29 protein-coding genes and 1 rRNA gene are annotated in these 25152 nt (G+C 62.5%); 10 read left to right on the forward strand and 20 right to left on the reverse strand.

Features of this window, described 5'->3' with window-relative positions; genetic code table 11:
* The first annotated feature begins 117 nt into the window (after nucleotides 1–117).
* From V3C40_RS23690 to V3C40_RS23700, 3 genes are all read left to right on the forward strand, one after another.
* Nucleotides 118–501 carry a BlaI/MecI/CopY family transcriptional regulator gene (locus tag V3C40_RS23690; RefSeq protein ID WP_319993444.1) on the forward strand — a complete coding sequence of 128 codons (384 nt, stop codon included), beginning with the start codon at nucleotides 118–120 and terminating at the stop codon, nucleotides 499–501.
* Complete coding sequence (locus V3C40_RS23695; protein ID WP_331778679.1) at nucleotides 498–1745, forward strand: M56 family metallopeptidase; 1248 nt, start codon at nucleotides 498–500, stop codon at nucleotides 1743–1745. The genes V3C40_RS23690 and V3C40_RS23695 overlap by 4 nt, the downstream gene beginning before the upstream one ends.
* A gap of 97 nt (nucleotides 1746–1842) precedes the next feature.
* Entirely contained in the window at nucleotides 1843–2880 is a 1038-nt protein-coding gene (locus V3C40_RS23700) for an oxidoreductase (protein WP_331778680.1), read from the forward strand.
* Nucleotides 2881–2888: 8 nt separating this feature from the next.
* Here the strand turns inward: V3C40_RS23700 and V3C40_RS23705 are convergent, their stop codons facing one another.
* From V3C40_RS23705 to V3C40_RS23725, 5 genes are all read right to left on the reverse strand, one after another.
* Nucleotides 2889–3218 carry a hypothetical protein gene (locus tag V3C40_RS23705; RefSeq protein ID WP_319993447.1) on the reverse strand — a complete coding sequence of 110 codons (330 nt, stop codon included), beginning with the start codon at nucleotides 3216–3218 and terminating at the stop codon, nucleotides 2889–2891.
* The gene (locus V3C40_RS23710) at nucleotides 3218–3688 is read right to left on the reverse strand and encodes a carboxypeptidase regulatory-like domain-containing protein (protein WP_331778681.1); all 471 of its coding nucleotides are present in this window, start codon (nucleotides 3686–3688) and stop codon (nucleotides 3218–3220) included. Before V3C40_RS23710 ends, V3C40_RS23705 begins: the two co-directional genes overlap by 1 nt.
* A gap of 65 nt (nucleotides 3689–3753) precedes the next feature.
* On the reverse strand, nucleotides 3754–3945 hold the full coding sequence (locus V3C40_RS23715; RefSeq protein WP_034749384.1) for a YqaE/Pmp3 family membrane protein: 192 nt from the start codon (nucleotides 3943–3945) through the stop codon (nucleotides 3754–3756).
* 95 nt (nucleotides 3946–4040) lie between these two features.
* Nucleotides 4041–4907: an alpha/beta fold hydrolase gene (locus V3C40_RS23720; RefSeq protein WP_331778682.1), complete on the reverse strand. Its 867-nt coding sequence runs from the start codon at nucleotides 4905–4907 to the stop codon at nucleotides 4041–4043.
* 21 nt (nucleotides 4908–4928) lie between these two features.
* Nucleotides 4929–5822: a LysR substrate-binding domain-containing protein gene (locus tag V3C40_RS23725; protein WP_034749390.1), complete on the reverse strand. Its 894-nt coding sequence runs from the start codon at nucleotides 5820–5822 to the stop codon at nucleotides 4929–4931.
* A 124-nt stretch (nucleotides 5823–5946) separates the two neighbouring features.
* Here V3C40_RS23725 and V3C40_RS23730 point away from each other — a divergent pair, with 124 nt between their 5' ends.
* Both V3C40_RS23730 and V3C40_RS23735 read left to right on the forward strand, forming a co-directional pair.
* A complete protein-coding gene (locus V3C40_RS23730; RefSeq protein ID WP_331778683.1) occupies nucleotides 5947–6690 on the forward strand; it encodes a sulfite exporter TauE/SafE family protein in 744 nt (247 codons plus the stop codon).
* Nucleotides 6690–6932, forward strand: a complete 243-nt coding sequence (locus V3C40_RS23735) for a GNAT family N-acetyltransferase (protein WP_157808878.1) — start codon at nucleotides 6690–6692, stop codon at nucleotides 6930–6932. The genes V3C40_RS23730 and V3C40_RS23735 overlap by 1 nt, the downstream gene beginning before the upstream one ends.
* Here V3C40_RS23735 and pyrE read toward each other — a convergent pair.
* Complete coding sequence (gene pyrE, locus V3C40_RS23740; protein ID WP_010393161.1) at nucleotides 6929–7591, reverse strand: orotate phosphoribosyltransferase; 663 nt, start codon at nucleotides 7589–7591, stop codon at nucleotides 6929–6931. The genes V3C40_RS23735 and pyrE overlap by 4 nt on opposite strands.
* Nucleotides 7592–7700: 109 nt before the next feature.
* Here pyrE and V3C40_RS23745 point away from each other — a divergent pair, with 109 nt between their 5' ends.
* A complete protein-coding gene (locus V3C40_RS23745) occupies nucleotides 7701–8477 on the forward strand; it encodes an exodeoxyribonuclease III (protein WP_100875496.1) in 777 nt (258 codons plus the stop codon).
* 136 nt (nucleotides 8478–8613) lie between these two features.
* Here V3C40_RS23745 and V3C40_RS23750 read toward each other — a convergent pair whose 3' ends face one another.
* From V3C40_RS23750 to V3C40_RS23810, 13 genes are all read right to left on the reverse strand, one after another.
* Nucleotides 8614–9516: a pseudouridine synthase gene (locus V3C40_RS23750; protein ID WP_070301596.1), complete on the reverse strand. Its 903-nt coding sequence runs from the start codon at nucleotides 9514–9516 to the stop codon at nucleotides 8614–8616.
* A 1-nt stretch (nucleotide 9517) separates the two neighbouring features.
* Nucleotides 9518–10420 (reverse strand): M48 family metallopeptidase, encoded by a 903-nt coding sequence (locus tag V3C40_RS23755; RefSeq protein WP_070301595.1) that lies wholly within the window; start codon nucleotides 10418–10420, stop codon nucleotides 9518–9520.
* Entirely contained in the window at nucleotides 10401–11660 is a 1260-nt protein-coding gene (locus tag V3C40_RS23760; RefSeq protein WP_034749407.1) for an AmpG family muropeptide MFS transporter, read from the reverse strand. The genes V3C40_RS23755 and V3C40_RS23760 overlap by 20 nt, the downstream gene beginning before the upstream one ends.
* Nucleotides 11660–12271 carry a methionine biosynthesis protein MetW gene (gene metW, locus V3C40_RS23765; protein ID WP_034749410.1) on the reverse strand — a complete coding sequence of 204 codons (612 nt, stop codon included), beginning with the start codon at nucleotides 12269–12271 and terminating at the stop codon, nucleotides 11660–11662. The genes V3C40_RS23760 and metW overlap by 1 nt, the downstream gene beginning before the upstream one ends.
* Nucleotides 12268–13467 carry a homoserine O-succinyltransferase MetX gene (metX, locus tag V3C40_RS23770; protein ID WP_331778684.1) on the reverse strand — a complete coding sequence of 400 codons (1200 nt, stop codon included), beginning with the start codon at nucleotides 13465–13467 and terminating at the stop codon, nucleotides 12268–12270. The genes metW and metX overlap by 4 nt, the downstream gene beginning before the upstream one ends.
* Before the next feature lie 134 nt (nucleotides 13468–13601).
* Nucleotides 13602–15344: a phosphoenolpyruvate--protein phosphotransferase gene (ptsP, locus tag V3C40_RS23775; protein ID WP_219330371.1), complete on the reverse strand. Its 1743-nt coding sequence runs from the start codon at nucleotides 15342–15344 to the stop codon at nucleotides 13602–13604.
* 44 nt (nucleotides 15345–15388) lie between these two features.
* A complete protein-coding gene (locus tag V3C40_RS23780) occupies nucleotides 15389–15658 on the reverse strand; it encodes an HPr family phosphocarrier protein (protein ID WP_034749416.1) in 270 nt (89 codons plus the stop codon).
* A gap of 90 nt (nucleotides 15659–15748) precedes the next feature.
* On the reverse strand, nucleotides 15749–16153 hold the full coding sequence (locus V3C40_RS23785) for a PTS sugar transporter subunit IIA (protein ID WP_070301592.1): 405 nt from the start codon (nucleotides 16151–16153) through the stop codon (nucleotides 15749–15751).
* A gap of 14 nt (nucleotides 16154–16167) precedes the next feature.
* On the reverse strand, nucleotides 16168–17124 hold the full coding sequence (gene gshB / locus V3C40_RS23790; protein WP_070301591.1) for a glutathione synthase: 957 nt from the start codon (nucleotides 17122–17124) through the stop codon (nucleotides 16168–16170).
* Nucleotides 17125–17221: 97 nt separating this feature from the next.
* Nucleotides 17222–18520, reverse strand: coding sequence for a glutamate--cysteine ligase (gene gshA, locus V3C40_RS23795; protein ID WP_034749425.1), 1299 nt, complete (start codon nucleotides 18518–18520; stop codon nucleotides 17222–17224).
* A gap of 203 nt (nucleotides 18521–18723) precedes the next feature.
* Entirely contained in the window at nucleotides 18724–20259 is a 1536-nt protein-coding gene (locus V3C40_RS23800) for an ammonium transporter (protein ID WP_034749427.1), read from the reverse strand.
* An 11-nt stretch (nucleotides 20260–20270) separates the two neighbouring features.
* Nucleotides 20271–20609, reverse strand: coding sequence for a P-II family nitrogen regulator (locus V3C40_RS23805; RefSeq protein WP_010393464.1), 339 nt, complete (start codon nucleotides 20607–20609; stop codon nucleotides 20271–20273).
* An 11-nt stretch (nucleotides 20610–20620) separates the two neighbouring features.
* On the reverse strand, nucleotides 20621–21388 hold the full coding sequence (locus V3C40_RS23810; RefSeq protein ID WP_034749431.1) for a TorF family putative porin: 768 nt from the start codon (nucleotides 21386–21388) through the stop codon (nucleotides 20621–20623).
* Nucleotides 21389–21658: 270 nt separating this feature from the next.
* Between V3C40_RS23810 and V3C40_RS23815 the strand changes: the two genes are divergently transcribed.
* The 4 genes from V3C40_RS23815 to V3C40_RS23830 all read left to right on the forward strand — a co-directional run bounded on the left by V3C40_RS23815 (nucleotide 21659) and on the right by V3C40_RS23830 (nucleotide 24674).
* A complete protein-coding gene (locus tag V3C40_RS23815) occupies nucleotides 21659–21907 on the forward strand; it encodes an accessory factor UbiK family protein (RefSeq protein WP_331778685.1) in 249 nt (82 codons plus the stop codon).
* A gap of 111 nt (nucleotides 21908–22018) precedes the next feature.
* A complete protein-coding gene (locus tag V3C40_RS23820; protein ID WP_331778686.1) occupies nucleotides 22019–23539 on the forward strand; it encodes a YifB family Mg chelatase-like AAA ATPase in 1521 nt (506 codons plus the stop codon).
* A gap of 63 nt (nucleotides 23540–23602) precedes the next feature.
* Nucleotides 23603–24148, forward strand: coding sequence for a hypothetical protein (locus tag V3C40_RS23825; protein WP_034749440.1), 546 nt, complete (start codon nucleotides 23603–23605; stop codon nucleotides 24146–24148).
* A 181-nt stretch (nucleotides 24149–24329) separates the two neighbouring features.
* On the forward strand, nucleotides 24330–24674 hold the full coding sequence (locus tag V3C40_RS23830; RefSeq protein WP_034749443.1) for a DUF1840 domain-containing protein: 345 nt from the start codon (nucleotides 24330–24332) through the stop codon (nucleotides 24672–24674).
* A gap of 62 nt (nucleotides 24675–24736) precedes the next feature.
* On the opposite strand, the gene rrf is transcribed toward V3C40_RS23830, so the two are convergent.
* Nucleotides 24737–24849: ribosomal RNA gene (gene rrf, locus V3C40_RS23835) — 5S ribosomal RNA — on the reverse strand.
* Between the last annotated feature and the right edge of the window lie 303 nt (nucleotides 24850–25152).

The raw sequence follows: 25152 nt of genomic DNA on the forward strand, positions 1-25152 counted from the left end.
GTCTAGACTTTTCCTCCGCGCTGAAAGGCGTTTGAAGGCCTATTAAAATTAAAGTATACATTTTTGTCTACACGGTTTAATCTAGCCATATTGAATTTCAGGCAAGAGGAAAACCGCATGGCCAAGACGCACGACATCCCGAAACCGACGGCAGCCGAACTCGATCTGCTGCAGGCGCTGTGGCCGCTGGGCGCCGCCACGGCCAAGCAGGTGCACGAGGCGATGGCGATGGCCAAGCCGGCCATCACGTATGGCACCGTGCTGCGCCTGATGCAGATCATGCACGGCAAGGGCTTGCTGATCCGCGACGAAAGCCAGCGCTCGCACGTGTATGCGCCGGCCCAGGCGCAGGACAGCCTGCAGACGAATCTGCTCAAGGAATTGATGCAGAAGGCCTTTGCCGGTTCGGCCAAGGCGCTGGTGCTGGCGGCGCTGCGCACGGGCGTGTCACGTGCCGAACGCGAGGAGATCGAAAAAATGCTCAAGGACGACCAGTCATGAGCGGCTTCGTGCCGGCGCTGGGCTGGACCCTGCTGCACTTCCTGTGGCAAGGCTTGCTGATCGGCTGCGCCACGGCGCTGGCGTGGACAGCCCTGCGAAATGCGCGTCCTGAAGCGCGCTACGCCGTCGGTTGCGGCGCCCTGCTGGCATGCCTGGCATGGCCGGCGGCGGGCTTGTATCTGCGCCTGGCCGGCGGCGATATCACGGGCGCCTTGTACTCCAGCGCCTTGCTGCCGGCCGCCCTGCTGGCGCCCGACAGCCTGCCCGACCTGGACCTGATGCTGCGCACCGTCGTCGGCGTGTGGGCGCTGTGCGCCGCCGTGCTGGCCGTGCGCATGGCACTGGGCATGCTGTGGATAGAGCGCAGCGCCAGGAACACGGGTGCCACGCATGGACCACTGCAGACCAGGCTGTCGCGCATGGCGCACGATGCGGGCTTGACGCGGCCCGTACGGCTGCGCGTGCTCGACGGCATCGCCAGCCCGCTCACGGCCGGCATCTGGCGACCCATGGTGCTGGTGCCCGCCGCGCTGTTGACCGGCATGCCGCCGCACCTGCTCGACGCGCTGCTGGCGCACGAACTGGCACACATCCGGCGCCACGATTATCTGATCAACCTGCTGCAAAACGCCATCGAGGCGCTGCTGTTCTTCCACCCTGCCGTCTGGTGGATTTCACGCGGCGTGCGCCTCGAACGCGAACATATTGCAGATGATTTCGCAGCAAGACAACTGGGCGAACCGCGGCGTCTGGCTCTTGCACTCTCGGAACTGGAACGTCTCCAGTTCTCAACCCACCACCTGGCCCAGGCGGCCAACGGAGGAGATCTCATGTCACGTATCAAACGATTGCTGCGCCCCGCACCACAAACCCTGAACTGGAAGGCGGCCGTGCCGCTGCTGGCCCTGGCCGGCGCCTGCCTCGGCATCTACGGCCAGGCCGTCGCCGCCGACAGCGCGCCCGTGCTCGAGCGCCGCCCCATCGTCGACTTTGGCGTCTGCGGCAAACCGGTCTGGCCAGCCTCATCGCGGCAGGCGAAGGAAGAGGGCACGGTCAACATGTCCTTCGACGTGGATGCCACCGGCAAGGTAATGGGCTCGAGCGTGGTCAAAAGCAGCGGCCATCCGGCCCTCGACGAAGCGGCGCGCAGCGGCATCGCCAAGTGCACGTTCAAGCCGGCCCTCGCTGGCGGCAAGCCTGTCGGCGCCAGCGTCAAGGTGCAATACGTCTGGAGTCTGAAGTAATGTCCGGGCGGCGGCAGCGCGGCAACATCGCAGCAGCGCTGCCGCCGCCCGCTTGCGGGTATGATCATGGATTCTTCCACGCACCTGTGAACACGCCATGAACAAGATCAAAACCGGCCTCGTCGGCTACGGCTTTGCCGGCTCCACCTTCCACGCTCCCGTCCTGTCCACCATCGATGCCCTGGAACTGACGGCCGTCGCTTCGAGCAAGCCGGAGCTCGTGCACAAGGATTGGCCGCACGCCACCGTGTATGCACAGCCCGCGCAGCTGTTTGCCGATCCGTCCATCGAACTGGTCGTCATCGCCGCACCCAACGAAGCGCATTTCAGCCTGGCGCAGGCGGCCCTGCAGGCTGGCAAGCACGTGGTGGTCGACAAGCCATTCACCATTTCCAGTGCCGAGGCGCAGAGCCTGATCGCGCTGGCGAAAGAACGCAAGCTGGTGCTCAGCGTGTACCACAACCGCCGTTGGGATGGCGACTTCCTGACCCTGAAAGCACTGCTGGCGCAGGGCACCCTGGGCCGCATCGCCAGCGTCGAATCGCACTTCGACCGTTTCCGCCCCGAGATCCGCCAGCGCTGGCGCGAGTCCGCCGCGCCGGGCGGCGGCTTGCTGTACGACCTGGGCCCGCACATGCTGGACCAGGCCATGCAACTGTTCGGCCAGCCGGAAAAGCTGTACGCCGATATCGTCCTGCAGCGCGATGGCGCGCAAGCCGTCGACTACATGCACATCGTTTTGTACTACGACCGGCTGCGCGTGGTATTGCAAGCGGGCTGCCTGGTGAAGGCGCCGACGGCGCGCTTCGCCGTGCATGGCGACAAGGGCAGTTTCGTGAAGTTTGGCCTCGACCCGCAGGAAGACGCCCTGAAGGCGGGCGGCAGGCCGGGCCAGCCCGGCTGGGGCGTGGATCCCGTGCGCGGCGCGCTGCACCTGGGCACGCAGCCGGACGGACATTGTGAGCACCTGGAGATGCAGGCGGGCCGCTACCAGGACTTTTACCAGGGCATGGCCGACGCCATCCGCCACGGCGCAGCGGCGCCCGTGGCAGCCGAAGATGCGGCGGCGACGATACGCCTGATCGAACTGGCGCTGCAAAGCGCCGCCGAAGGGCGCGTGCTCAAGGTCAGTTGATCTCGGGTTCAGTTGATGACAAAGGCCAGCACCACGGCGCCCAGCGCCAGCAGGGCCAGGCCGCAGATGAACAGCAGCTCGCCCCACCATTCGTAGCGCAAGCGCGACTGGCCGGGGCGCAGCGACATGAACGACAGCACGGCGCTGACGAGAAAGACGATGGCGTCGACAGCAAGCAGCTTGTCGATGGCCACGCGCACCTCGCCGCGCGGCGCCAGGTGCCCGATCGACAGCACCGTCATGCAGACGCCGACCATGGTCGCCGACGTGGGCAGGATATGCGCCGACAAACCCCGCGCCGACAAGCCCTGTTCAGGCGCCTTGCCGTCGCCAGGCATCAGGATTTACCTTGATTCGTTCCGGCCGGCCAGATCAGTTCTACCCGCGCGGAACTGCCAGCCTTGATTTGCAGCTTGCGTTCCAGCGTCTTGCCAGCCAGGGTGGCGCGCAGGCTGTAGCTGCCCGGGGCCAGTTTCGCCAGCAGGAACGGTCCGCTGGCCGTCGTTTCCAGCACCGGCGCGCCCTTGGCGTCGCGTATTTCCAGCTTCACGTCGGAGGCAAATTCCGCCTTGCCCGCCGCCTGCACGGAAAACACGAGACTCAAGGGCCAATGCCGGCTGGCGCTCTTGATGGCCGTCGACTCGTCGAGGCCGATGCCGCCGCTCAGGTATTCCACCGCCCCGCTCTTCTGCACGGGCGGCAGCGCGCTGTCGGTTTGGGCCTGCGCCGCACTTCCCAGCAACAGCCCGGCGGCCAGCATTGCCGCCGCCAAGCCCAGGGTACCGCGTCTGCGTCTGTTTGATGCCATCTCACTCTCCTCATGTCGGTTGAATCAAGATAGGAAGCGCAGCTTAGGACAGCCTTAGAACAGCGTTAGCGCCGGCGCATGGCCTCGGCGATCTTCTGGTCCGTCTTGTACTGGCTCAGCGCGTACACGGCCCAGATCGTCGCTGGCAGCCAGCCGATCAGGGTGATTTGCAGGATCAGGCAAATGATGCCGGCGATCGGACGGCCGATCGTGAAAAAGGTCAGCCACGGGAGTAACAGGGCAATCAGCAAGCGCATCGTTCGTTCCTTGAGTATTCCCCTGTGCCGCGGGGACCGGGCCGGCATGCGCCGGCGGTAAATTCAGTCTAGCCGATTATAACGATACTGGCGTCTCACGCCGGCACGGGTGCCAGCAGTTTTTCCATCCAGGCCAGGATGGCGGCGAAGATGACATCGCGGTTCACTTCATTGAAGTTCTCGTGATAATTGGCCGGATAGTAGTGATAGTCGAGCAAGCCATCGGGCACGCTGCGCAGCAGGCTTTCCGTGGCGCGGCTGTCGGCCAGCTTGTCGTCGCCCGCCACCACGGCGAACAGGGGGAAGCGCCAGTCCGACAAGCCGCCCGCCAGTTCCTTTTGCGCCGACGTCAAGGCATGGGCAAAGCGCACCGATGCGGCACTGGCACGGATGCCGTCGCGCTCATCCTGGAAATGGCGCGCGGTGATGGTTTGATCGTGCGTGAGCAGCATGGTCAGGTTCCCCAGCGGCACCTTCATCGTGGGGAAGCGCCGCGCCAGCCAGCCCGACAGCATCTGCAGCACCTTCGGCACGGGTATCGCATTCACGTAATACGGCGATGAAATCACAAACCCCTTGATGGCCGCATCGCCCGCAAAGCGCCGCAGCCCCAGGTGCGTGGCGATCAGGCCGCCCATCGAATGGCCCATGACGAATACGGGCATGCCCGGATACGTCTGTTTGACCCAGGCGAGGAACAGCTCCGCGTCGTCGAGGAAGGCGTCAAACGAGGGAATGTCCACCTTGCGCTGGCCATCATGGCCCACCATGTCGAAGCTGACGGTGGCGATACCGTGCTGGCGGAAGTAGAGCGCCGGTGTGACGTAGTCACCTGCGTGCGCCATGCCGCCGTGGATCGCCAGGATCACGGCACGTGGATGCTCGGGCTGCCAGATGTGGATCGGCCGCTCGACCTGGTCGCTGCACAGCAGGCTGGCCATCTTGTCTTCTGAAAAACGCATCGCTGCTCCTGTCATGCCCTGTCACGCCTTCAGATGATCGATCAACTGGCGCGCATACAGGGGTAATTCACTGAACTGGCGCACGCAGATCGTGAGATTGCGTACCGACCAGGGATCGGATAATTCCAGGCAGCGCAGCGCCATCGTCTGCTGGCAGCGGCTGGCCGCCGCCAGCGGCACCACGCTGATGCCCACGCCGCTGGCCACCATACGGCAGACGGCATCGAAGCTGCGCAGGCGCACGCGCACCTTCAATGGGCGCCCCAGGCGCGCCGCATGCATGCCCAGGTATTGCTGCATCGCGCTGTCGTCGGCCAGACCGATGAAATCGTGATCGAGCACGCTGGCAAAGTCGACCACGCCATCCTGGCCCAGCGCGCGGTGGTGCACGCCGTCGGCCGCCGCGATGACCACCAGCCGGTCGGGGCGGAACAAAAACGTCTGCAAGCCGCGCATGTCGACCGAGTCGGACACGATGCCCATGTCGGCCAGCCCTTCCGAGACGGCCTTGACGATATCGTAACTGAGGCGCTCTTCCAGGTCGATGGTCAGGTTCGGATGGCGGTCGAGAAAAGCGCCCAGCGCCTCGGGCAAAAATTCGCTGAGCGCGGCCGTATTGCACAACAGGCGCAACTGCCCTTTCAAGCCGCGCGCAAATTCGCCAAGTTCGCCGCGCATTTTCTCCATTTGCAGCAGCACCAGGCGCGCGTGATGGAGCAAGGTCTGGCCCACGGGTGTCGGCTCCACACCGCGCCGCCCGCGCAGCAGCAAGGGCATGCCCAGCATCTCTTCCATGCCGCGCACGCGCGCACTGCTCGACGCCAATGCCAGGTGGCTGCGCGCGGCGCCCGCCGTCAGGCTGCCCGCCTCCACCACGTTGACAAACAGCTGCAAATCGACGAGATCAAAGCGCATGGCGGCTCTCCTTTTCGCCATCTTACCAGCCTTCGTATTTGACTAAGGCTGACTCAAAATAATCCGCCTTGGCGAAAGTGTCTGGCAAGCGCAGAATCCACGCAGTTCACTGTGGATAAAAAAGATGGAGACCTCATTCCTGCTGGCCGTCGGCGCCAGCTTCCTCGCCGCTGGCTTCGTCAAGGGCGTAGTCGGATTGGGCTTGCCGACGGTGGCCATGGGCACGCTCAGCCTTGTCATGCCGCCCGTGCAGGCGGCCGCCCTGCTGATCGTGCCATCGATGGTGACGAATGTCTGGCAGCTGGCGGCCGGCCCCGGCCTGCGCGCCCTGCTGCACCGTTTGTGGCCCATGCTGGCCGCCGTCATGGCCGGCACTCTGGCGGGCGGCGCGTTGCTGCCGCAAGACAGCGGCGCCTGGGCCGTCGTCGCGCTGGGCGTGGCGCTAATGCTGTATGCGCTGGCGGGATTGTTATCGCCGCAGTTGCGCGTGCCGGCGCGGCACGAAGCGTGGCTGGGGCCCGTGGCGGGCGCCGTGACGGGACTGGTGACGGCCGCCACGGGCGTCTTCGTCATCCCCGCCGTGCCGTATCTGCAGGGACTGGGGCTGGCGCGCGATGCGCTGGTGCAGGCCCTGGGCCTGGCGTTTACGGCATCGACCGTGGCGCTGGCGGCCAGCCTGGCCCTGCACGGCGACTTCAGCCTCGGTGCGGCCGGCGCTTCCGCGTATGCGCTGCTGCCCGCGCTGGCCGGCATGCTGGCCGGTCAATGGCTACGCGGGCGCATCGCGCAGCAGGTATTCAAGCGGTGCTTTTTTGCGGGGCTGTTCGCCCTGGGCTTGCATGCGGCGTTGAAACCATGGCTGGCGTGATGCAGATCGACTGGCAAGGAGACAGCGCGCTGTGCGCGTGGATCGACGGCCAGCAGGTGGCCATGCTCGACATCAGCCGACACGCCGATGAAGTGACGGTGAACATGCTGTTCGTGAAACCGCCATTCCGCCGGCGCGGCATCGGCGGCGCACTGTTGCGGCGGCTGTTGCAATGCCACCCGCAAGCTGCCACTGCCTGCAGCGACCCGCGGCTGCGGGCGCTGCTGGAGAGAACTACTTAAATACCATACCGATTGCGGTATGCGGAGACGGCTTCTTTATATTTCAGCAGTTCCGGATCAGCGCCCGCGCCATTCAGGTAGCCGAACAGATCGTCCAGGTTGCCGATCGAGATGACGGGAATGCCATACTGTTTCGACACTTCCTGCACGGCCGAACTTGGCGACAGCTGGCCGTCCGGGCCGGAACGCTCCATGCGGTCCAGGGCGATCAGCACGGCGCATGGTTCGGCGCCGGCGGCACGTATCATGTCCACCGATTCGCGCACCGAAGTGCCCGCCGAGATCACATCGTCAATGATGACGACTTTGCCATGCAGCTTGGCGCCGACGATGGTGCCGCCTTCGCCATGGTCCTTGGCTTCCTTGCGGTTGAAGGCGAACGAGGTGTTGCGGCCCTTGCCGGCCAGTGCCACGGCGGTGGCCGACGCCAGCGTGATGCCCTTGTAGGCGGGGCCGAACAGCATGTCGAATTCCACGCCCGAGTCGAGCAGGGTCTGCGCGTAGAACTGCGCCAGCTCGGCCAGGGTGGCGCCGTCATGGAACAGGCCCGCATTGAAGAAGTACGGCGACTGACGTCCGGCCTTGGTCGTGAACTCGCCAAACCGCAAGACTCCCTTGGATACTGAAAACGCGATAAACTGCTGGCGTAAATTATTCACATTAGCCTCATTTTTTAAAAGTGCCTGTATTTTAATCCGCGCGCACCGGCGAGACAATCGCCATGCCGCGCCCGCCGGCCCCGTACAACGCCCTTTTCACTCTCGACCTATGCCAAAAATTATTTCCGCCAATCTGAACGGTATCCGTTCCGCCGCCAAAAAAGGCTTTTTCAACTGGATGGGCACGCAGACGGCCGATTTCATCTGCGTGCAGGAATTGAAGGCGCAGCTGCCCGACATGACGCCGGAATTCCTCAACCCGCACGGCTACCATGGCCATTTCCACTATGCCGAGAAAAAAGGCTATTCGGGCACGGGCGTGTATAGCAAGGCCGAGCCGGACGCCGTGCACATCGGTTTCGGCAGCCCTGAATTCGATGCCGAAGGCCGCTACGTACGCTGCGATTTTGGCAACCTCTCCGTCATTTCCGTGTACTGCCCGTCCGGCTCGTCCGGCCCCGAACGCCAGGAAGCCAAGTTCCGCTTCATGGAACTGTTCCTGCCGCATTTGCTCGAATTGAAGGCGCTGGGCCGCGAAGTGGTCATCTGCGGCGACTGGAACATCGCCCACCATGAAATCGACCTGAAGAACTGGAAGGGCAACAAGAAGAACTCCGGCTTCCTGCCCGAGGAACGGGCATGGCTGACGCGCGTCTTCGACGAAGTGGGCTTTGTCGACGTGCACCGCGGCCTGGACAAGCGCGAAGACCAGTACACGTGGTGGAGCAACCGCGGACAAGCCTACGCGAAAAACGTGGGCTGGCGCATCGACTACCACGTCGCCACCCCCGGCATCGCAGCCCAGGCGCACACGGTCAGCGTCTACAAGGACGAGCGTTTTTCCGACCATGCGCCGTTGATCATCGATTACACGATCAAGGGCTGATCTTTGACACGTCGCGGGTGGTGTCGGCTTACGCGCTGCGCGCTAAGCCGACCTACGCCTGCTCTATCGTAGGTCGGATTAGGACCGCAGGGCCGTAATCCGACAACATGGTTGATACGCCAGTGGTGGCATCGGCTTACCCGAGCATGCGCCGGCTTTCAAAATGGCGCATCTCGCCCGTCAACGGGTCCGTGAAATCGATGGCCCGCGCCAGCAGTTGCAAGGGCTGCGACATGTCATCTTCCTTGCACGGCAGGGCCACGGGATAAAACGCATCGTTGACGATGGGGATGCCCAGCGCAGCCAGGTGCACGCGCAGCTGGTGCTTGCGGCCCGTGTGCGGCTGCAGCCGGTACAGGGCGACAATGCCGCGCTCTTCGATCAGCTCGATGATGGTTTCCGAATTCGGCTCGCCCGCTTCCTCGCGCATGAGGAAAAACTGCGCGCCCTCGACCATGCGGCTGCGGTAGGTAAATGGAAAATCGCGCCCCGCCAGCACGGGCGCCAGCGCCTCGTAGGTCTTGCGCACTTCGCGGCGCTGGAACAGCGACTGATAGGCGCCGCGGCTGGCTACCTGGCGCGAAAAAATCACCACGCCGGCCGTCTCCCGGTCCAGGCGGTGGATCGGCGTCAGCTCGGCGCAGTCCAGCTTTTTCTTCAGGCGCGTCAGCAAGGTCTCCTGCACGAAGCGCCCGGCCGGCGTCATGGGCAGGAAGTGCGGCTTGTCGACCACCACCAGGTGTTCATCCTGAAACAGTATCTCTTCCTGGAAGGGGATCGGTGTTTCCCGTTCCAGCTCGCGGTAGTAAAAAATGCGCATGCCGCGCCGGTATGCGCTATCGGGCGCCAGCACGGCGCCGTCCCCGTTGACCACTTCGCCGCGCGCCATGCGGTCCAGCCATTGCGCGGCGCTGATCTGCGGATAGCGCTCGAGCAGGAAGGACAGCATGTCCGGCCACTGCCCTTCGGGCAGCCACAGATAGCTGGGCGCCACGCCGTCGCGCATGGGCAAGGGTGCGGCGGCGTGACGGGCCGGCATCCTAGCGCTGCGCGATGGCGTTGCTGCGGTAAGGCGGCAAAGCGTCGATGCTGACGCCCTTGCTGCGCGCGTACAGCGGCAGCACTTGCGCCATGTGGCTGTTCATCTGCGAGATGCGGTCCTTGCCAGACGGGTGCGTCGAGAGGAATTCCGGCGGCGCGCCCTTGCTCACGGCGGCCATCTTCTGCCACAGGATGACGCCGGCGCGCGGGTCGAAGCCGGCGCGCGCGGCCAGGTCCATGCCGATCAGGTCCGCCTCGCGTTCATCGTCGCGCGAAAACTTCAGCATCACGCCCTGCGCCGCCATATTCGTGGCGGTACTGGTGATGCTCGGATCGACGCCGAGCCAGGCCGACAGGCCGGCACCGGCCAGCTTGGCACCGACGGCGGCCAGGTTGCCCTTGCCGGCCTGCGCCTGCGAGTGCTCGCGCAAGGCGTGGGAAATCTCATGGCCCATGACGATGGCCACTTCGTCGTCGGTCAGATTCAGCTTGGTGATGATGCCGCTGTAAAAAGCGATCTGCCCGCCCGGCATGCAAAAGGCATTGACCTGGTCGGAATTGAGCAGGTTGACCTGCCAGTTCCAGTTGGCCGACGCCTCGTTCCAGCGCGTGGCGAACGGGATAATGCGCTGGGCGATGGCACGCAGGCGTTTCACTTGCGGATCGCTGTCGGGCACCAGCGCATTTTTTTCCTTCGCCTCGTTGACCAGCTGCGTATATTGCTGCTTCGATTGTTCATTGAAGTCGGCGCCGCCGGCAAAGATGCGCGAAGTCGACAGGGGGCGTACCTTGATGCCATCCTGGACCGTCGCCTGCTGGGCGTGGGCAGACAGGGACGACAGCGCGGTGGCCGCGCACAGGCTGGCCAGGACGGCGTAACGTTTAAGGGATATTGGTGCCATTGGCAGACCTCCATGGAGCGATTTTAGGCAGCATCATCATGGCCGGGAAGGCCAGGAAGAAGCACACGATGAAAAACGAGAACCAGCCCAGCTCGGCGACCAGAAAGCCCACCGAGGCATTGATCAGGGTGCGCGGCACGGCGCTGAGGCTGGAAAACAAGGCATATTGCGTGGCAGTGTAGCGCGGGTCCGTGCTGCGCGACAGGAACGCGACAAAGGCAGCCGCGCCCAGGCCCAGGCTGGCAAAGGCTTCAAAACCGATCACGGCGCTGAGCAGCATGGTATTCGGCCCCACCTGCGCCAGCCAGGCGAATCCGAGAATGGCGACCGCCTGCAGCGCGCCAAACACCCACAGGCCCCGGTTGATGCCCAGCTTGAGCATCCATATGCCGCCGACCACGCCACCGGCCAGGCTGGCCCAGAAACCCGTGGTGTTGGCGGCCAGGCCGATCTGCGTCATGGAAAAACCCAGGTCCAGATAGAACTTCGTCGCCAGCGCCGTGGCCATGCTGTCGCCGATTTTGTAGAGTAGTACGAAGGCAAGGATCCACATTGCGTTACGCCAGCCATCGCGCGCGATGAATTCCTGGAACGGCAGAATGATCGCTTCGCGCATGGTCTTCGGCGGCGAGCCGTACACGGTCGGCTCCTTGATCAGCAGGGTGCAGACAAACCCCGGCAGCATGAAGGCGGCCGTGATCCAGAAGACGGGTTGCCACGGCATGCGGTCGGCCAGGATCAGCGACAGCGCGCCCGGCACCATGCCCGCCACTTTATACGCGTTGACGATGACGGCGGCGCCCAGGCCCTGCTCGTTGTCACTGAGGATTTCACGCCGGTAGGCGTCGATGACGATGTCCTGGCTGGCAGACAGGAAGGCCACGCCGCCGGCAGCCGCCGCGATCAGGCCGATCTGCGTGAGCGGGTCCAGCATGCCCATGCCGCCGATGGCAAAGAACAGCGCCACTTGCGTGAGCGCCATCCAGCCGCGCCGCCGTCCCAGTCCCAGGATGCGGTAGCGGTCCATCAGGGGCGCCCACAGGAATTTCCAGATGTACGGGAACTGCACCAGCGCAAACAGCCCCAGCGCCTTGACGTTCAAGCCCGACTTGGCCAGCCATGCCTGCAGCAGGTACAGCAGGATGAACAGGGGCAGGCCGGAACTGAAGCCAAGCACCAGCACGGCCAGCATGCGGCCGTTGGCATAGGAACGCCAGCCAGGCGCCGGGCTTTTGCTCATCAATGCACCGCTTTTTTACGCAGGCGGAAGACGGCCAGGTCGCCGCGCAGGTTCGGCAGCACGGAGACCATCTTGCCTTCGGCCAGGGCCACGCATTCGATCACTTCCAGGCCGCATTCCTCGGCCAGTTCGCGGAAGTCGTTGATGGTGGCGCAGCGCACGTTCGGCGTGTCGTACCACTGGTACGGCAGCGATTTCGACACGGGCATGCGGCCTTTGAGCAGCGCCACGCGGTGCGGCCAGTAGGCGAAGTTGGGGAAGGAGACGATGGCCTCGGCGCCCACGCGCACGATGTCGCGCAGCAGCGGCTCGACCTGCTTCATCATCTGCAGCGACGACAGGCACAGCACCGTGTCGAAGCTGTTGTCGCCAAAAATCGACAAACCCTTTTCCATGTCCTGCTGGATCACGTTCACGCCACGGCGGGTGCTGGCCAGCACCTTGTCGTCGGCGATCTCGATGCCGTAGCCGCTGCACTCCTTGTCGCTTTGCAGGTACTGCAGCATCACGCCTTCGCCGCAACCCACGTCCAGCACGTGCGCGTTGTTCGGCACCCAGTGGGCGATGAAGGCCAGGTCGGGGCGCAGCGCGCTCAATTCGTCAAAAGTCATGCGGTCTCCTTCGCGCCCTGGCGGACGGCTGTGTTCTGTACTGCGGCGGGCGCGCCCGCCCCGATGTCGTTCCATACCTGGCCATAATAGGCGCGCACCATGTTCATGTAGCGCGCGTCTTCCAGCAAAAAGGCGTCGTGGCCGTGCGGCGCGTCGATTTCCGCATACGTGACCTGGCGGCGGTTGCAGACGAGCGCTTCGACGATTTCGCGGCTGCGCTCGGGCGAAAAACGCCAGTCGGTGGAAAACGAGGCGAGGAAGAACTTGGCCTTCGTGCCCGACAGGGCCTTGGCCAGGTCGCCGCCATGCGCGCGCGCCGGGTCGAAATAATCGAGCGCCTTGGTAATCAAGAGATACGTGTTGGCGTCGAAGTATTCGGAAAACTTGTCACCCTGGTAGCGCAGATACGATTCGATCTCGAAGTCGATGCCGAAGCCGAATTTGTAGTCGCCCGTCTGCGTCGCGTCGCGCAGCTTGCGGCCGAATTTTTCCGCCATGTCGTCATTCGACAGGTAGGTGATGTGACCCACCATGCGCGCCACGCGCAAGCCGTTTTTCGGCACCACGCCGTGCGCATAGAAGTCGCCGCCATGGTAATCGGGGTCCGACAGGATGGCCTGGCGCGCCACGTCATTGAAGGCGATGTTTTGCGCCGACAGCTTGGCCGTCGAGGCGATCACCACGCAGTGGCGCAGCCGTTCGGGGAACATGATGCTCCACGCCAGCGCCTGCATGCCGCCCAAGGATCCCCCCATCACGGCAGCGAACTCGGTGATGCCCAGTTCATCGGCCAGGCGCGCTTGCGCGCTGACCCAGTCTTCCACCGTGACGACGGGGAAGGCGGCGCCATACGGCTTGCCGGTGGCGGGATTGGTGTGCATGGGGCCCGTCGAGCCGAAGCAGGAGCCGAGGTTGTTGACGCCGATGACGAAGAATTTGTCCGTGTCGAGCGGCTTGCCGGGACCGACCATATTGTCCCACCAGCCCGTGCTCTTTGCTTGGTCCGCGTAGACGCCGGCCACGTGGTGCGAGGCGTTCAGGGCGTGGCAGACCAGCACCGCGTTCGATTTGTCGGCGTTCAGGGTGCCGTAGGTTTCATACATCAACATATAGTCCCGCAGCGATGCTCCGCTTTGCAGCTGCAGGGGTTGCGCAAAATACATGGTTTGCGGCGAAACGATTCCAATGGATGACATGTGTGTCGGTTTATAAAAGGGGGGCGGCCCCACGGGCCATGGTCGATGCAGCACCGCGATGATAGGTGCTGCAACTTTAGCATCAGGGCACCTCTTGCCGCGCGCGACGTGTCCTGATGCTGATAGGTGACAGTTTACATGAGCTGCAGCTGCTGGACGGCTTCCGCGATCACATTTGGTTCCATGGAACGCATAATTTTGCGCATTTGTGGCGCAATCAGGCCCAGGTCGCTGTTGAGGATCTCTTGCTTGACCGCCAACAGCTGGGCCGGATGCATGGAAAACTCGCGCAGCCCCATGCCCAGCAACAGGCGCGTGAGCTTCACGTCGCCCGCCATTTCGCCGCAGACGGCCACGTCGATACCCGCCTTGTGGCCGGCGGCGATCGTCATGGAGATCAGTTGCAGCACGGCCGGGTGCAGCGGATTGTACAAATGCGCCACTTCGTAGTCGACCCGGTCGATGGCCAAAGTGTACTGGATCAGATCATTCGTGCCGATCGACAGGAAATCCATGCGCTTGACGAACATGGGCAAGGCCAGCGCGGCGGCGGGAATCTCGATCATGGCGCCCACTTCGACTTCGTCGTCGAACTTGATGCCCTCCTCGCGCAGGCTGGCCTTCGCTTGCGCGATCATGGCCAGCGACTGGTCGATCTCGAACGCATGCGCGAGCATCGGAATCAGAATGCGCACCTTGCCGAAGGCGGAGGCGCGCAAAATGGCGCGCAGCTGCGTCAGGAACAATTGCGGCTCGGCCAGGCAGTAACGGATGGCGCGCAAGCCCAGCGCGGGATTCAAGGCCGTATGGTCGGCCTGGTCGAGCGGCTTGTCGGCGCCGATATCGAGCGTGCGGATGGTCACCACGCGGCCCTTCATCGACTGCACCGTGTTGCGGTAGGCCTCGAACTGCTCGTCCTCGGTGGGAATCTTGTGGGCGCGGCCCATGAACAGGAATTCGGAACGGAACAGGCCCACGCCGCTGGCGCCCGACTCCAGCGCAAACGGGCAATCTTCGGGTAATTCGATATTCGCCAGCAAGGTGACGGGCGTGCCGCATTTGGTGACGGCCGGCGTCTTTTTCAGCTTGCCCAGCTTCTTGCGCGCGCGCTGCATGGCCACCTGGCGCTCGCGGTACTGTTCCAGCACCAGCGCGCTGGGGTTGGCGATGACGACGCCGGCGTCGCCATCGATGATCAGCCAGTCATCCTGGTCGATCAGCATCGATGCCTGCGACATGCCGACGGCGGCGGGAATATCGAGGCTGCGCGCGACGATGGCCGTGTGCGAGTTCTGTCCGCCCACGTCGGTAATGAAACCGATGAAGGAGCGGTCACGGAACTGCAGCATGTCGGCCGGCGAGATGTCGTGCGCGACGACGATCATCTGCGCCATCAATTCATCTTCGGCGGCCGCCTTGGGCAGCAGCTGCTCCGTGCCCAGCAAGACTTTCAAGACGCGTTCGGCCACCTGCTGGATATCGGCCTTGCGCTCGCGCAGGTACGGGTCTTCGATTTCGTCGAACTGGGCCGACAATTCATCGATCTGCGTCAGCAGCGCCCATTCGGCGTTGTAGTGGCGCTTGCGGATGATGTCGAGCGGCGCTTCGGAAATCATCGGATCGGACAAGATGAGCGCATGCACGTCGATGAAGGCGCCCAGCTCCGTGGGCGCATCCTTGGGCAGCTCGTTCCACAGGGTTTGCAGTTCCTTGTGGACGGTGGCGATGGCGCTTTGCAGGCGCTGCACTTCGGCTTCGATCTGCTCCTGGGCGACCAGGTAATGTTTGACGTCAAGGGCGGCCGGCGCCAGCAGATGCGCGCGGCCAATGGCGATGCCGCGGGAAACCGGGATGCCGTGGAGCGTGAAAGATGCCATGGGTTGACCTGTCGGAATGCGGCTGCGGCTGCGTTCGGCGGGCATTACTCGCCTTCGCCAAACCTGTCATTAATCAGGGCGGTCAACGCATCGACACATGCCTGCTCATCATCGCCCTCTGCTTCCAGGGTCACTTTCGCGCCCTTGCCGGCGGCCAGCATCATCACGCCCATGATGGACTTGGCGTTGATGCGGCGCGCGTTGCGGGTCAGCCAGACGTCGCTCTTGAACTTGGCGGCGAGCTGGGTAAATTTGGCGGAGGCGCGTGCGTGCAGTCCCAGCTTGTTGATGATTTCGAGTTCTCTTTGAATCATTTTTGTATGGTCTCTATCCCTGAATGCACTGCATTGTTGCCAGCCCTGCTATAAAACCCGCCGCCTTCAGGGCGGCGGCCATGTCACTCTCTACTCGCCCACGCGAATACGGTTATCGACGCGCACGGCGCCGCTTTGCGCACCGGCCAGGGCCATCTCCACCACCACGTCGAGCGTGTCGCGGCGATACGTGATGGCACGCAGCAGCATCGGCAGGCTGATGCCGGCGATGACTTCCACCCTGCCCGCATCGGCCAGCTTGTTGCAGCAGTTCGACGGCGTGCCGCCCTTCACGTCGGTAATCACCAGTACGCCGGAACCGTCGTCGAGGCGGCAGATGGCTTCCGACGCCAGTTTCTGCACTTCCATCAGGTCCTGGTCGGCGACGACATCGATGGCTTCAAACCGTTCCGTTGGCCCCCGGAACACATGCGCGCAGGCGGCGATGAACGCCTGTCCCAGCGGTGCATGTGTCATGAGCAAAATCCCTACCATAGTCATTTCACCTTCTAGCGCTGCTGCGCTTGCGCAACGCCATGCTCGACGGCGTCGACAAACATGGCCGCCACGTCAAAACCCGTCTGCTGCATGATTTCCTGGAAGCAGGTCGGGCTGGTGACATTGACTTCCGTCAGATAGTCGCCGATCACGTCCAATCCTACCAGCATCAGGCCGCGCGCGGCCAGGATAGGGCCCAGCTTTTCTGCGATTTCCAGGTCGCGTGCCGTCAATGGCTGCGCCACGCCCGTGCCGCCGGCGGCCAGGTTGCCCCGTACTTCGCCCGCCTGCGGGATGCGCGCCAGCGAAAACGGCACCGGCTTGCCGCCGATGACGAGGATGCGCTTGTCGCCCTTGGCGATGTCGGCGATGAAACGCTGCGCCATGATGGTCTGCGCGCCGTTGTCCGTCAGCGTCTCGATGATGGCGCCCAAATTCAGGCCATCGGCCTTGACGCGGAAGATGCCCGTGCCGCCCATGCCGTCGAGCGGCTTGAAGATGACATCCTGGTGCTTGGCGTGGAAGGCGCGCAGGCGCGCTTCGTCCGACGTCACCAGGGTCGGCGAAGTGAATTCGGAAAACTGGGCAATGGCCAGCTTTTCATTGTTGTCGCGGATGGCGGACGGCTTGTTGAAGACGCAAGCGCCCTGCTTTTCCGCCAGTTCCAGCAGATACGTGCCGTACACGTATTCCATGTCGAACGGCGGGTCCTTGCGCTCGATGATGGCGTCCAGGGTAGACAGGCGCACTTCTTCGGTGGAGACGACCTTGTACCAGTCGTGCTCGTCGCCGGTCAGCTCGATGTGTTTGACCCGTGCCGTGACGATGCCCTCTTCCAGCGCCATATCCTTCTGTTCAAAGGCATACACGGCATGGCCGCGTTTGGCCGCCTCGCGCATCATGGCGAAGGTGGAGTCTTTGTAAGTCTTGAAGCCTGCCAGCGGGTCGGCAAGGAATGCAATTTTCATGGTGCGTCCAATCGGGGAGCCTGGATAAGGAATGCTTGATTCTAGCCGAGATCGCCAGGCGCGGTAGTCGCCGCGCCCGGCAAGTCTCGTTGACGGATCAATACACCTCAGGATTCGGGTCCGTGCGCTCCATTTCCAGCGACGCTGCCAGCAAGGCCAGGCGCGCCACCACACCGTACACATAGAAGCGGTTCGGCGCGGCCGTGCCCGGCTTGGCCTTCAAGTCCGGCACCGCATGCTGCTGGGCAAACGCCAGCGGCACGTACTGCGAGCCGGGCGCGTTCAGGTTCTGGTCCACGCCTTTTTCAGCATGCACGCGGTAGAAGCCGCCCACCACGTAACGGTCGATCATGTAGACGACGGGCTCGGCCACGGCATCCTTGATGCTTTCAAACGTGGGCACGCCTTCCTGGATGATCACGTCGGTCACCAGCTGGCCATCCTTGACGATAGACATTTTTTCGCGCTGCTTGCGCGACAGGTCGCGCACTTCGCTGGCGTCGCGCACCGTCATGATGCCCGTGCCATACGTGCCCGCATCGGGCTTGACGATGACGAACGGCTTTTCCTTGATGCCGTATTCCTTGTATTTCTTGCGGATCTTGGCCAGCAGCACGTCGACGCTGGCGGCCAGCGCATCTTCGCCCTCGCCTTCCTGAAAATTCACATCGCTGCACTTGGCGTGGAAGGGGTTGAGCATCCACGGGTCGACATCGATCATCTTGCCGAATTTTTTCACCACTTCATCGTAAGCCGTGTAGTGGTTGCTCTTGCGGCGCAAGGCCCAGCCCGCATGCAAGGGTGGCAACAGGCTTTGCTCATGAATATTTTGCAAGATATCGGGGATACCGTCCGACAAGTCGTTATTCAGCAGAATCGTGCAAGGGTCGAAATCCTTCAAGCCCAGGCGGCGGCCATTGTTCAGGCGCACGAGGGGCTCGATGACGAGCATGTTGCCATCTGGCAACGCCAGCGGTGTCGGCTGGGTAATCTCGGGCGACCAGGAGCCAAAGCGCACGTGCAGCCCCGTCTGGCGGAAGATCTGCATCAATCGCGCCACGTTTTGCAGGTACTGCGGCGTAGTGTTGTGCAATTCCGGCACGATCAGCAGGTTGCGGGCGTCCGGGCAATACTTGTCGATGGCGGCCATGGCCGCTTGCACGGACAGGGGCAGCATTTCCGTGGCCAGGTTATGAAAACCGCCAGGGAACAGATTGGTATCGACGGGCGCCAGCTTGTAGCCGGCGTTGCGCAAGTCTACCGAGCAATAGAAGGGCGGCGTGTGCTCTTGCCACTCCATGCGAAACCAGCGCTCAATGGCCGGCGTCGCGGCCAGAATCTTTTTTTCGAGGTCGAGCAGCGGTCCGGTCAGGGCCGTGACGAGATGGGGAACCATAGTTACATCCTTAAATTATGTGCAGTATTCAAAAAAGCACACAGAACTGCCGACTATATTACCGTGTAAGTACCCCAAATCGGGGCAAAAGCCTTGTTTTAAAGACCTTTTACATTCCCACAACGAAAAAAAGGCACCTCAATGAGGCGCCTTTTCCACCGGACATGCCGCGCCGGGACGCTGGCATGCCAGATAGTGATTATTTAGCCATGATACGCTTGCTCGCCGTGGCTGGTGATATCGAGGCCTTCGCGCTCTTCTTCTTCCGGTACGCGCAGGCCGATGACGATGTCGACCAGTTTATAGGCGATGACGGAAATGATGGCAGACCAGAGGATGGTGGTGCCGACCGCTTGCGCCTGCACCCACACCTGGTGGCCGATCGAGTACGGATCCGCCGACATCTTGTTGGTGACATAATCGAAGATGCCCTGGCCGCCCAATTGTGGTGCAGCGAATACGCCCGTCAGCAAGGCACCGAGGATACCGCCCACGCCATGCACGCCGAACACGTCGAGCGAATCGTCGGCGCCGATCAGGCGTTTCAAGCCATTCACGCCCCACAGGCAGACGACACCGGCCAGCAAGCCGATGACCAGGCCGCCCATCGGGCCGACAAAGCCGGCCGCCGGGGTGATCGCCACCAGGCCGGCCACGGCACCCGATGCGCCACCGAGCATCGATGGCTTGCCTTTGCTGATCCACTCGCCAAATACCCACGACAGGGTAGCGGCGGCAGTGGCCAACAGCGTATTGACGAAGGCCAGGGCAGCCACGTCGCCCGCTTCCAGCGAGGAACCGGCATTGAAACCGAACCAGCCCACCCACAGCAGCGACGCACCGATCATGGTCATGGTCAGCGAGTGCGGCGCCATCGATTCGCGGCCGTAGCCGACGCGCTTGCCGATCATGATCGCGCCCACCAGGCCGGCGACGGCGGCATTGATGTGCACCACGGTGCCGCCGGCGAAGTCCAGCGCGCCTTTTTGCCAGATCCAGCCAGCCTTCAGGGCTTCACTGGCCGAAGTGGCGGCGTTGGTGATCAGGTCAGGACCGGTCCAGAACCACACCATGTGGGCCGCTGGCAGGTAGGCGAACGTGAACCACAGCACGACGAAGGCCAGCACGGCGGAAAACTTGGCGCGCTCGGCAAAGGCGCCGACGATCAGCGCGCAGGTGATGGCGGCAAACGTGCCCTGGAAGGCGACAAAGACGAACTCGGGAATGACGACGCCCTTGCTGAAGGTGGCGGCGGCGGCAAACGTGCCCTTGGCCGGATCCCAGATACCGTTCAGGAACAGGCGGTCGAAGCCACCGAAGAAGGCGGTTTTTTCCGTGAAGGCGATCGAGTAGCCGTAGATACACCACAGCACGATGACCAGCGCGAACACCATGAACACTTGCATCAGCACCGACAGCATGTTCTTCGAGCGCACCAGGCCGCCGTAGAACAGGGCTAGGCCGGGGATGGTCATCAGGATCACCAGCAGGGTGCTGATCATCATGAAGCTGGTATCGCCCTTGTTGGCAACGGGCGCGGCGGCTGGCGCGGCAGCGGCCGGGGCCGGAGCGGCGGCCGGAGCTGCTGCGTCAGGCACCGGCGTGACGGCGGGAGCGGCGACGGCCGAAGTCGTGGCCGCCTCCGTCTTGGCGGGGGCATCGGCAAAGCTCGGCGCGGCGACGCCAAACGCACACAGACAGGCAAACCCAGCTAGCAATTTTGTTATATTTTTACGCATCAATATTCCCCTTAGAGCGCTTCGTTGCCGGTTTCACCGGTACGGATGCGGATGACTTGTTCCAGGTTGTAGACGAAAATCTTGCCATCGCCGATTTTACCGGTACGCGCGGCACCTTCGATCGCTTCGATGGCCTGGTCGACAATGGCGTCATCGACGGCCGCTTCGATTTTGGTTTTTGGCAAGAAGTCGACGACATACTCGGCTCCACGGTAGAGTTCCGTGTGACCTTTCTGGCGGCCGAAACCTTTGACTTCGGTAACGGTAATGCCTTGCACATTGATAGCCGACAAGGCTTCGCGTACTTCGTCCAGTTTGAACGGTTTAATGATTGCAGTAATCATTTTCATGGCAGTCTCGCTTAAAAGGTTTTGGATACGGTCAGCACGAGACCGGATTTCGCCAGATTCTTGCCATTCGGTGCCAGCGACGTGATGTTGGCTTTGACATAGGCCAGGGCGACTGTTGCCATGCCAAAATCCTTGGTGACGCCCAGTTTGTAATCGGTGTAGCTGAGGGAATCGTTGTGCTCGACTTTCTGGCGGCCCACATGCAGGTTCAGCAGATAGCCTTCGTGCACATCGATATTCGCGCCCACGTCGAGGTAGCCGCTGTTCTTGCTGTCGGCCACGCCGAACAGATTGGTGGTCGAGTGCGAGTACTTGATGTAGGCCGGGCCATAGCCGAGCTGGCCATACAGCTCGAAGGTGTTGGCATTGGTGCTCAGCCCATTCGAGGGATAGAAGTAGTACAGGCCGCCTACGTCATAGGTAAAATCCTTGCTGATCTCGCCCCGTTTGCCGCCGTAGATGTCCCATTCCAGGTTGGTATCGCCGCCGCCGTCCTTGATCCATTTGATGCTCGACAGCCAGGTGCCGACGTACAAACCCGTCGGGTTGTGGGTATAGTCGGCACCGCCGCTGATGGCCGGTTTCAAGCGGCTTTGCGAGATGCCGCGGTAACGGTAGTCGCTGGTCAGCGCCACGTTGTAGCTCACCACGTTATCAGGTACGGCTTCGGCTGCAGCAGGCGCCGCCACTGCATCCTGGGCCATGGCGCTACCGCACAAGGCGGCCATGGCCAGCGTCAACGCTGCAGCTAAAGTCATGTTCTTGGACAGATTCTTCATGGCGATTCCCTTTTATTGAACTTTTAAAGCGGTTGAGGTTTAAAATCTTGGCTGGAGATCACAAAGCGTTCATACCTTCTTTAGCAGAATACGTGCCAGCTCTCTTGCCACCTTGACAGGTGCGTTTCCGGCCATACATACCCTGCAAGCCTCTGGGCATGCGGGTACGGGCTGCTGAAGCATTGTGAATTTGCCCAGTTTCGCACCAGATTAACGCCGCTGTGCACCGCAATGGTGCGATGCACAGGCCGCACCATAAAAGGACTGACCATGGACATGAATACCTTCTTTAACGACTTGCAAGGCAAGATCCATCAAGCCATCGAAAACTCGCCTGCCAAGGATATCGAGAAAAACGTGAAATCGATGATGACCCAGGGCTTCGCCCGCCTCGACCTCGTCACGCGGGAGGAATTCGATATCCAGGCGCAAGTGCTGGCCAAGACCCGCGCCAAGCTGGACGCACTGGAACTGCGCCTGATCGAGTTGGAAACGCGCCTGAACGATAGCAAGGTGTAAGGTGCCGCCAGCCAGGCGCCGATATTGACGGCCTTGCTGGCATAGCTCAAGCCCGGCGGCCTTCCACGCGCTAGACTGATCCTGCCCGCGCCCGCGCCACAGGGGAGTCTGATGAGTCTGGCCGTCCTGAAAAGCCGCGCCCTGGCCGGCATGGAAGCGCCCGAGGTAAGTGTCGAAGTCCACCTTGCCAATGGCTTGCCTTCGTTTACGATTGTCGGCCTGCCGGATACGGAAGTGAAGGAATCGCGCGACCGCGTCCGTGCCGCGCTGCAAAACTGCGGCTTTGAGATGCCGGCGCGGCGCATCACGGCCAACCTGGCGCCGGCGGATTTGCCCAAGGAATCGGGGCGCTTCGACTTGCCCATCGCGCTGGGCATCCTGGCCGCCTCCGGCCAGTTGCCAGGCGACCAATTACACCACTACGAATTCGCGGGCGAACTGTCGCTGTCGGGCCAGTTGCGCCCCATCCGCGGTGCCCTGGCAATGACCTTTGCCATGCAGCGCAGCCAGTCGGGCGCGCCACGCGCCTTCATCTTGCCGCAGGCGAACGCGGACGAGGCGGCTCTCGTCCGCGATGCCTGCATCTACCCCGCCCACAGCCTGCTCGAGGTCTGCGCGCATTTTGCCGCGCACGCCAGCCACACCGCCCTGCAACGCCATCAGCCCATGTTGGCTGTCTCCGCTTTTGCGTATCCCGACTTTGCCGACGTGCAAGGACAGCAGCAGGCGCGACGCGCCCTGGAAGTGGCCGCTGCGGGCGGCCATAATGTCTTGATGGTAGGGCCGCCGGGTGCGGGCAAGACCATGCTGGCCAGCCGCTTCCCCGGCGTGCTGCCGCCCATGAGCGATGAAGAAGCGCTGGAATCGGCGGCCGTGCATTCGCTGGGCGGGCACTTCAAGGTGGAACACTGGAAACGGCGCCCCTATCGCGCCCCGCACCAGACGGCGTCCGGTGTGGCCCTGGTGGGCGGCGGCAACGTGCCGCGCCCGGGAGAAATCTCGCTGGCACACTGCGGTGTGCTGTTTCTCGATGAAATCGCCGAATTCCAGCGCCGGGTACTCGATGTCTTGCGCCAGCCCATGGAATCGGGCGTGATCAGCATTTCACGCGCGGCCCGCCAGGCCGAGTTTCCGGCCCGCTTTCAGCTGATCGCCGCCATGAATCCCTGCCCATGCGGCTATCTGGGCCACGCTTCGGGCCGTTGCCGCTGCACGCCGGACGCCGTGCTCCGCTATCACAGTCGCCTGTCCGGCCCGCTACTCGACCGTATCGACTTGCAGATTGAAGTGGCCGCCATGCCGCCCGCGGCGCTGGGGCGGCACGCAGGCGCCGGCGAAAGCACGCAAGCCATCGCCACAAGGGTAGCGGCAGCCTTTGCCCTGCAGCTGGCACGCCAGGGCAAAGCGAACCAGCGCCTGAGCAGCACGGAAATTGAACAGCATTGTCGTCTGGAAACGCATGGCGAACAGCTGCTGCATGGCGCCATGGCGCGATTGCACTGGTCGGCGCGCACGTATCACCGGGTACTGCGCGTGGCGCGCAGCATCGCGGACCTGGCGGGCAGCACCGGCATCACGCAAGCGCATGTCGCCGAAGCGATCCAGTACCGGCGCGTGCTGCGTGAAATATGAGCCGGCCGGTGGCCCCACACGTGCGCGATTGCGCGTGATCGGCGGCGCTGCTACCATCTGCTGATGAAAAAACCATCACTTGCCTTCTTTCTGGCTACGCTCGCGGCCGCCAGCGTCCTGTCCGCCTGCAGTCCGAAGTTCGACTGGCGCGACTATCGCAGCCCCGACGCCCAGTTCACGGCCCTGTTTCCAGGCAAGCCGGCCGTGCTGACACGCGAGATCGATCTCGATGGCAAGAAAGTCAGCCTGACCATGACGGCCAGCGAAGTCGATGGCAATACCTTCGCCATCGGCAGCGCCGTGCTCGACAGCACGGAACAGGCACAAGCGGCCCTGCCCGCCATGCAGACTGCCCTGTTGAAAAATATCAACGGGACCGTGCGCAGCGAAAAATCGGCATCGGCGGCCAGCAGCACGGCTGCGGGAACGCACCAGCGCAGTTCGCTCAGCATCGAGGCCAAAGGCACGCAACAAGGCAAGCCTGTCTTGCTGGTCGGGCGTTTTGTGGCGCAGGACAAACGCATCTTCCAGATCATCATTCTCGGTGAGGAAAGCAAGCTGTCGCGTGACACCATCGACACCTTCATGGACTCGGTGAAACTGGATTAAGACTTAACGATCGCTTAAACGGGTGTTTTCACGGTAAGCGAGCTCTTGTAAATACGTGCGTTGTCCAACAGATGGCTCTATCCGGCTTGCAAATATGCAATCCGGGACAAACGGACGGCCTGTGCGACATTTCAAGTCGTGATATTGTTTCGACACTAACAACAAGTTTCAGAAAGCGCTTATGTTGATCTCATTCAAATCCAAATCTTCCCCTGAAGTGCTGATGTACCAGGAACATGCCCAGCGTATCCTCGACATCCTGCACAAGAACCCCACGCGCGGCGTCATCACGCCAGCCGAAGCGGGCGATGCCCTGGCCCTGCTGGAAAAAGAAGTCGCGGAAAGCAAATTGCATCCGGAAAATGACATCGAACACGACGCACATACGCCGGAAACCCTGGAAGATGGCGAAACGGGTGCCCATGCGCGCGCGCAAAAAGTGCATTTCTCGCAGCGCGCCTATCCTTTGATGGAAATGCTGCGCTCGGCCAAGGCGGAAAATGAAAGCATCACCTGGGGCATCTGATCCGATGAATGCCGCAGACGAAAAAAAACCCCGCACCTAGCGGGGTTTTTTTTATATAACAAGCCTGACGATAACCTACTTTCACACTGGTTGCAGCACTATCATCGGCGCAAAGTTGTTTCACGGTCCTGTTCGGGATGGGAAGGGGTGGTACCAACTTGCTATGGTCATCAGGCATAACTTTTTCAACAACCTGCTCCCAGCGGGGCAGCAAGTCGTCTGATCTGAGGAGGCGAATTATACCCCAGGTCGGCTTGACGCACAAGCGTAAGCCAGCAATCACCACGCGAATGTCAACAATGTTGTCGGATTACGCGCTACGCACCTCGGCGGCCCCGCTAATCCGACCTACCGGCCATCCAATAAACGTAGGTCGGCTTAGCGCTGCGCGCGTAAGCCGACAAACACCCGCGGCGCCAAACAAAACCCCCAGACGAAAAAAAACCCGCCAATTGCTTGACGGGTTTTTCTCTTACTA

The sequence above is a fragment of the Janthinobacterium sp. LS2A genome (assembly GCF_036543145.1).
Taxonomy (GTDB): Bacteria; Pseudomonadota; Gammaproteobacteria; order Burkholderiales; family Burkholderiaceae_D; genus Janthinobacterium; species Janthinobacterium aestuarii.